The sequence below is a fragment of the Mycobacterium sp. 1245852.3 genome (assembly GCF_001669335.1).
GTDB lineage: Bacteria > Actinomycetota > Actinomycetes > Mycobacteriales > Mycobacteriaceae > Mycobacterium > Mycobacterium europaeum_A.
Genome location: NZ_LZLL01000012.1, coordinates 1 through 6,930, shown reverse-complemented (window position 1 = coordinate 6,930; position 6,930 = coordinate 1). Strand labels below are relative to the sequence as shown.

Here is a 6,930-nt window from a genome sequence, read left to right as displayed (position 1 = left end):
CGAGCGCAGCGCTGGGCGTCGCCGTTCTGGCAGTTCTGGGACCTGGCGCTGCTGTGGCTGGCGCAGCTGCACGGCGGCAACGGCCTGCGCACCATCATCGACGACTACAGCCGCAAGGACAGCACCCGCTTCTGGCTCAACAGCCTGCTGTTGTTGTCGATGGGGTTCACGTTGGTGCTGGGCACCTACGTGCTGCTGACATTCGACCCGAATATCGGAGGCTGATCGATGATCCAGCAACACCGGTACGACGTGGTGATCGTCGGCGCGGGGGGTGCCGGCATGCGGGCCGCGGTGGAGGCGGGCCCGCGGGTGCGCACCGCGGTGCTGACCAAGCTCTACCCCACCCGCAGCCACACCGGGGCGGCGCAGGGCGGCATGTGCGCGGCGCTGGCCAACGTCGAAGAGGACAACTGGGAATGGCACACCTTCGACACCGTCAAGGGCGGCGACTACCTCGCCGACCAGGACGCGGTGGAGATCATGTGCAAGGAAGCCATCGACGCGGTGCTCGACCTGGAGAAGATGGGGATGCCATTCAACCGCACCCCGGAGGGCCGCATCGACCAGCGCCGCTTCGGCGGGCACACCCGCGACCACGGCAAGGCCCCGGTGCGCCGGGCCTGCTACGCCGCCGACCGCACCGGCCACATGATCCTGCAGACGCTGTATCAGAACTGCGTGCGCCACGACGTCCAGTTCTTCAACGAGTTCTATGCGCTGGACCTGGTGCTCACCCAGACCCCGAGCGGTCCGGTGGCCACCGGCGTGGTGGCCTACGAGCTGGCCACCGGCGACATCCACGTCTTCCACGCGAAGGCGGTCGTGCTGGCCACCGGCGGTTCGGGCCGGATGTACAAGACCACCTCCAACGCGCACACGCTGACCGGCGACGGCATCGGCATCGTCTTCCGCAAGGGTCTTCCGTTGGAGGACATGGAGTTTCACCAGTTCCATCCGACGGGCCTGGCCGGCCTGGGCATCCTGATCTCCGAGGCGGTGCGCGGCGAGGGCGGCCGGTTGCTCAACGGCGAGGGTGAGCGCTTCATGGAGCGCTACGCCCCGACGATCGTTGACCTGGCGCCGCGCGACATCGTGGCCCGCTCCATGGTTTTGGAGGTTCTGGAGGGTCGCGGCGCTGGCCCACACAAGGATTACGTCTACATCGACGTCCGCCACCTCGGTGAGGACGTGCTGGAGGCCAAGCTGCCCGACATCACCGAGTTCGCCCGCACCTACCTGGGCGTGGACCCGGTGCACGAGTTGGTTCCCGTCTACCCGACCTGTCACTACGTGATGGGCGGCATCCCCACCACCGTGACCGGACAGGTGTTGCGGGACAACACATCTACGGTGCCGGGCCTGTACGCGGCCGGCGAGTGCGCGTGCGTGTCGGTGCACGGGGCCAACCGGCTGGGCACCAATTCGCTGCTGGACATCAACGTGTTCGGCCGCCGGGCCGGCATCGCCGCGGCGTCGTACGCGCGGGGCCACGACTTCGTGGACATGCCGCCGGAACCGGCGGCGATGGTAGTGGGCTGGGTCGGCGACATCCTCTCCGAGCACGGCAATGAGCGCGTCGCCGACATCCGCAACGCGTTGCAGCAGTCGATGGACAACAACGCCGCGGTGTTCCGCACCGAGGAGACGCTCAAGCAGGCGCTCACCGACATCCACGCGCTGAAGGAGCGCTACGCCCGAATCAGCGTGCACGACAAGGGGAAACGGTTCAACAGCGACCTGCTGGAGGCCATCGAACTGGGCTTCTTGCTGGAGCTGGCCGAGGTCACCGTGGTCGGTGCGCTGAATCGCAAGGAGTCGCGCGGCGGCCACGCCCGCGAGGACTACCCCAACCGCGACGACGTCAACTTCATGCGCCACACCATGGCCTACAAGCAGGGCAGCGATCTGCTGAGCGACATCGCGCTGGACTTCAAGCCGGTGGTGCAGACGCGCTACGAACCGAAGGAACGGAAGTACTGATGGCCGAGAGCGTCGGAACCGAAGAGGCAGCCGAGGTCGAGACCAGCCTGGAACCGCCGCTGCCGGCGATTCCGGACGGGGCGGTGATGGTGACCGTCAAGATCGCCCGGTTCAACCCCGACCAGCCCGACGCCTACGCGGAAACCGGTGGCTGGCAGAGCTTTCGGGTGCCGTGCCTGCCCAGCGACCGGATGCTCAACCTGCTGATCTACATCAAGAGCTACCTGGACGGCACGCTGACCTTCCGGCGTTCCTGCGCGCACGGCGTGTGCGGCTCGGACGCGATGCGGATCAACGGCGTCAACCGGCTGGCGTGCAAGGTGCTGATGCGCGACCTGCTGCCCAAGAAGCCGGGCAAGCAGCTCACCATCACTGTCGAGCCGATCCGTGGGCTGCCGGTGGAGAAGGACCTGGTGGTCGACATGGAGCCGTTCTTCGACGCCTACCGCGCGGTGAAGCCGTACCTGATCACGACCGGCAATCCCCCGACCCGCGAACGCATCCAGAGTCCGACCGACCGCGCCCGCTACGACGACACCACCAAGTGCATCCTGTGCGCGGCGTGCACCACCAGCTGCCCGATCTTCTGGCACGAGGGCAGCTACTACGGCCCGGCGGCGATCGTCAACGCGCACCGGTTCATCTTCGACAGCCGCGACGAGGCCGCCGCTGAGCGCCTGGACATCCTCAACGAGGTCGACGGCGTGTGGCGCTGCCGCACCACGTTCAACTGCACCGAGGCCTGCCCGCGCGGCATTCAGATCACCAAGGCGATCCAAGAGGTCAAGCGCGCGATCATGTTCTCGCGCTAGGCGTTTCGCGGCGGCACGTCGTCAGATCAGGGCTTCGACTCCCCGGTACGAGTACCCGCGACGTGCGCCGGCCCGACGCGGTCGTCGCCGAGGTCGGTTTCCGGCATTTGTGAAGCGGGTTGCTCGTCCGCCGGGGACTGAGTCGCCCCGCCCGGGGTATCCGACGGGCTGGCCGACGTGTAATCGGGATTCGTCTCCGGTCTCGTGGCGCCGCCCGCGCCTCCCGAGTCACCCGCGGCACTCTGTTGGCGTCCCTCGTAGGGCGGGATCGCGCTTCCGGTGTCCTGCGGGGGCAATTCGCCGGTGCCGCTGTAGACATCGGACGCGGTCGGATCGCTCATCGGCGGATTCGCGTCTTCGTCCACGGTGCCCACCGGACGATCTGCCCCGCCGGGCTCGGGAGTGTCCGTGCCGGTGTCGCGCGCACCGCTGCCCAGCTCGGGATCGTCGAAATGTTCCAGCCTCGAATCGTCGGACTGTTGATCGTTTTGAGAGGTCATCTTCAATCTCCTCACCCTCTCGCTACCCCGCCGCGCCGGTTGGCGCGACGAGGGTGAGGTCCGGGTACCCGGACCTCACCGTGGGAAACACCTGCTCACCACCGGCGCCTCGCCGGACCTGTCACACAACGCGTGGCCGCCTCGTCTGATCGGTATGACACAGAAAACCCGCATCGAGCCCCTGCCCCCCAAGCGCACCGGGTTGCTGACCCGGGCCATGTACCGGATCGCCAAGCGGCGCTACGGCCAGGTTCCCGAGCCGTTCGCCGTGGCCGCACATCATCGCAAGCTGATGATCGCCAGCGCCCTGCACGAGACGATGGTCGACCGGGCGTCGAAAACGCTGCCCACCAGCGTGCGCGAGCTGGCCGTGTTGTGGACCGCGCGCCAGGTCGGCTGCTCGTGGTGCGTCGACTTCGGATCGATGCTGCAGCGCCTGGACGGCCTGGACATCCAGCGCCTCAAGGACATCGACAACTACGCCACCTCAACGGCATTCACCGACGACGAGCGCGCCGCCATCGCCTATGCCGCCGCGATGACCACCGATCCGCACACCGTCACCGACGAGCAGGTCGACGATCTGCGGGCCCGGTTCGGCGACGCCGGTGTGTTCGAGCTGACCTATCAGATCGGGTTGGAGAACATGCGGGCCCGGGTGAATTCCGCACTCGGCATCACCGAGCAGGGCTTCAATTCCGGTGACGCGTGCCGGGTTCCGTGGGCTAACCAGCTCAACGAGCCCGCAGCGGGGAGCCGGTGAATTTGTCGGGATTGGCGATATCCCATAGGGCGCAGACCTTTCCGTCGCGCACGGTCGCGGCCATGATCCGCGGCATCAGCTCGCGGTAGCCGTCGCTGGCGGGGCAGCCGGGCGTGTAACCGCCGAGCTCGCCGTTGACCAGCCCCAGCTGATACGAGGTGAACATCGCCGGGCCGTAGCGCTGGGCCAGGCCGAAGAAGAACCGGACCACCTTGTCGGCGCCGTGGATGACGTTGATTGCGGTGGGCGCCTTGCCATTCGCGTCACCCGTCAGGACCACGTCGGGGTGCAGCAGCACCACCACGGCTTCCAGGTCCCCTGCGGCCATGGCGGCCAGCAATTTGCCGACCACCTCGGCGTGCGCCGGATCGGGCTTGGGTGCGGGCTCGGCCGAGACGGCCTTGCGGGCCCGCGACGCCAGCTGCCGCGCGGCGGCCTCGTTGGTGCCCAGCACCTCGGCCACCTCCGCGAACGGCACGGCGAACCCGTCGTGCAGCACGAAGGCGACCCGCTGATCCGGTGACAACCGCTCCAGCACGACCATCGCGGCGAACCGCGCGTCCTCGCCGGCCACCACCGCGGACAGCGGATCGGCTTCCGAAGCGGTGGAGCCGAACCCGGTTACCACCGGCTCGGGCAGCCAGTTGCCGGTGTAGCTCTCGCGGCGGTGCGCGGCCGAGCGCAGCCTGTCCAGGCCGAGCCTGCTCACCACCGTGGTCAGCCAGGCCCGCAAGTCGGTGATCTCTGCCTTGTCGGGCTCCTGCCGGTGCCAGCGCAGCCAGGCGTCCTGGACGATGTCCTCGGCGTCGGCCACCGTGCCGGTGAGCCGGTAGGCCACCGCCATGAGATGGGGCCGTAGCGACTCGAACTCGCTGACCTGCTGCGCTGCGGTCATGTCGCGAGGTTACGCTCACCAACAACATGACTGACAACCTCTGGCTGCACTTCGCCCGGCACGGCCCGGACATCACGCCGCCGATCATCACGCGCGGCGAGGGTGTCACCATCTACGACGACCGCGGCAAGAGCTACCTCGACGGCCTGTCCGGCCTGTTCACCGTCCAGGTCGGCCACGGCCGCGCCGAGCTCGCCGAGGTCGCCGCCCGCCAGGCGAGCACGCTGGCGTTCTTCCCACTGTGGGGCTACGCCACTGCACCGGCGATCGAGCTGGCCGAACGCCTCGCCGGCCACACCCCGGGCGATGTGAACCGGGTCTTCTTTACGACCGGCGGCACCGAGGCCGTCGAGACCGCGTGGAAACTGGCCAAGCAGTACTTCAAGCTCACCGGCAAACCCGGTAAGCACAAGGTGATTTCGCGCTCAGTCGCCTATCACGGCACCACCCAGGGCGCGCTGGCCATCACCGGGCTGCCGAAATACAAGGCCCCGTTCGAGCCGGTGACGCCCGGTGGCTTCCGGGTGCCCAACACCAACCTCTACCGGGCGCCGGAGACGCTGCGCACCGACCCGAAGGCGTTCGGGCGGTGGGCCGCCGACCGGATCGCCGAGGCCATCGAGTTCGAGGGCCCCGACACCGTGGCCGCGGTGTTCCTGGAGCCGGTGCAGAACGCCGGCGGCAGCATCCCGCCTCCCCCAGGCTATTTCGAGCGGGTGCGCCAGATCTGCGACGAATACGACGTACTGCTGGTCTCCGACGAGGTGATCTGCGCGTTCGGCCGGATCGGGTCGATGTTCGCCTGCTCGTCGGACATCGGCGACTTCGGCTACGTGCCCGACATGATCACCTGCGCCAAGGGAATGACGTCGGGCTACTCACCGATCGGCGCCATGATCGCCAGCGAGCGGCTGTTCGAGCCGTTCAACGACGGCGCCACCATGTTCCCGCACGGCTATACCTTTGGCGGGCACCCGGTTTCGGCGGCCGTCGGGCTGGCCAACCTGGACATCTTCGAGCGCGAGGGCCTCAATGATCACGTCAGAACCCACGCGCCCGCGTTCCGCGCCACCCTGGAGAAGCTCTACGACCTGCCCATCGTCGGCGACGTGCGCGGCGAGGGTTTCTTCTACGGCGTGGAACTGGTCAAGGACCAGGGCACCAGGCAGACCTTCAGCGACGACGAGCGCCGCCCGCTGCTCGCCCGGGTCTCCGCGGCGCTGTTCGAGGCGGGGCTGTATTGCCGCACCGACGACCGCGGCGATTCGGTCATTCAGCTGGCGCCGCCGCTGATCAGTGGGCAGTCCGAATTCGACCTCATCGAGGCGGCGCTGCGCGGCGTGCTCAGCGACGAGTGCCGCCGGCTGTAGCCAGGATCCGCTTGACCTCGTAAGCGGCCAGCAACACCTCGCGGGAATGCGCCGTGGTGGGGCTGCTGGTGATCCGCGACTGAGCGTTGCACAGCCAGGCCAGTGCGGACCGCAGGTCGCCCTCGGGGGTGGCGTCGCGATGCAGTTTCAGCTCTTCCAGCACCCGGTCGTCGTCGGAGCCGCGGACCTGGCTGCCCTTCTCCACCCGCTTGAGCAGCTGTTCCAACGATCGTGGGCCGTCGCCGTCGCGCCGCAACTGAGACCACGTTCGAGACCAGAACCGATCGTTTGAAATGGCACATCCCTCGGGGATTCGGGGCGGTCGATGGGTTCCGAACTGACCGCGTGCCCAGCGTAACCCGGCCCGACCGACCAGGCTCAGTAACTTCCGTCTCACCAGTCACAGCGCGGCTCCCCGGATTCGGGCGGTCGATCGCTTACTGTGCTCAGACGATGACCCTGTTACGTTCCGCATCATGCCTGGCAGCGGCGCTTTTCCTGACCGCCGCCCCGGTCACGCTCGGGGTGCCGCTCGCCACCGCCGAACCCGGCGCCGAGCCGAATGCCGCGCCGGCCAACTGCCCGTACAAGGTGACCACGCCGCCCG

General features: G+C 68.0%; 6 protein-coding genes and 3 pseudogenes. 6 read left to right on the top strand and 3 right to left on the bottom strand.

Annotated features, from left to right (window positions below):
* From A9W96_RS00390 to A9W96_RS00380, 3 genes and pseudogenes are all read left to right on the top strand, one after another.
* Positions 1-225: pseudogene (locus A9W96_RS00390) on the top strand (succinate dehydrogenase); the annotation flags it as partial.
* Positions 226-228: 3 nt separating this feature from the next.
* Positions 229-1,983 carry a succinate dehydrogenase flavoprotein subunit gene (gene sdhA / locus A9W96_RS00385; RefSeq protein WP_066863592.1) on the top strand — a complete coding sequence of 585 codons (1,755 nt, stop codon included), beginning with the start codon at positions 229-231 and terminating at the stop codon, positions 1,981-1,983.
* The gene (locus A9W96_RS00380) at positions 1,983-2,795 is read left to right on the top strand and encodes a succinate dehydrogenase iron-sulfur subunit (protein ID WP_066882225.1); all 813 of its coding nucleotides are present in this window, start codon (positions 1,983-1,985) and stop codon (positions 2,793-2,795) included. The genes sdhA and A9W96_RS00380 overlap by 1 nt, the downstream gene beginning before the upstream one ends.
* 26 nt (positions 2,796-2,821) lie before the next feature.
* Here the strand turns inward: A9W96_RS00380 and A9W96_RS00375 are convergent, their stop codons facing one another.
* Positions 2,822-3,295 carry a hypothetical protein gene (locus A9W96_RS00375; protein ID WP_082971983.1) on the bottom strand — a complete coding sequence of 158 codons (474 nt, stop codon included), beginning with the start codon at positions 3,293-3,295 and terminating at the stop codon, positions 2,822-2,824.
* Positions 3,296-3,416: 121 nt separating this feature from the next.
* On the opposite strand from A9W96_RS00375, the pseudogene A9W96_RS00370 reads away from it, so the two are divergent.
* A pseudogene (locus A9W96_RS00370) lies at positions 3,417-4,058 on the top strand (carboxymuconolactone decarboxylase family protein); the annotation flags it as partial.
* Here the strand turns inward: A9W96_RS00370 and A9W96_RS00365 are convergent.
* Positions 4,030-4,953 (bottom strand): sigma-70 family RNA polymerase sigma factor, encoded by a 924-nt coding sequence (locus A9W96_RS00365; protein ID WP_067137272.1) that lies wholly within the window; start codon positions 4,951-4,953, stop codon positions 4,030-4,032. The pseudogene A9W96_RS00370 and the gene A9W96_RS00365 overlap by 29 nt on opposite strands.
* A 26-nt stretch (positions 4,954-4,979) precedes the next feature.
* Between A9W96_RS00365 and A9W96_RS00360 the strand changes: the two genes are divergently transcribed.
* Positions 4,980-6,323 (top strand): aspartate aminotransferase family protein, encoded by a 1,344-nt coding sequence (locus A9W96_RS00360; RefSeq protein WP_067137270.1) that lies wholly within the window; start codon positions 4,980-4,982, stop codon positions 6,321-6,323.
* Here A9W96_RS00360 and A9W96_RS00355 read toward each other — a convergent pair.
* A complete protein-coding gene (locus A9W96_RS00355; protein ID WP_066863646.1) occupies positions 6,298-6,549 on the bottom strand; it encodes a hypothetical protein in 252 nt (83 codons plus the stop codon). The two genes, A9W96_RS00360 and A9W96_RS00355, sit on opposite strands and share 26 nt — an antisense overlap.
* 227 nt (positions 6,550-6,776) lie before the next feature.
* Between A9W96_RS00355 and A9W96_RS31110 the strand changes: the two are divergent.
* Positions 6,777-6,930, top strand: a pseudogene (locus A9W96_RS31110) (D-alanyl-D-alanine carboxypeptidase); the annotation flags it as partial.

What these genes read in the sequence shown, in the direction of transcription:
- sdhA (WP_066863592.1), top strand. Translation starts at nt 229, where the DNA reads ATGATCCAGCAACACCGGTACGACGTGGTGATCGTCGGCGCGGGGGGT.
- A9W96_RS00380 (WP_066882225.1), top strand. Translation starts at nt 1,983, where the DNA reads ATGGCCGAGAGCGTCGGAACCGAAGAGGCAGCCGAGGTCGAGACCAGC.
- A9W96_RS00375 (WP_082971983.1), bottom strand. Translation starts at nt 3,295, where the DNA reads ATGACCTCTCAAAACGATCAACAGTCCGACGATTCGAGGCTGGAACAT.
- A9W96_RS00365 (WP_067137272.1), bottom strand. Translation starts at nt 4,953, where the DNA reads ATGACCGCAGCGCAGCAGGTCAGCGAGTTCGAGTCGCTACGGCCCCAT.
- A9W96_RS00360 (WP_067137270.1), top strand. Translation starts at nt 4,980, where the DNA reads ATGACTGACAACCTCTGGCTGCACTTCGCCCGGCACGGCCCGGACATC.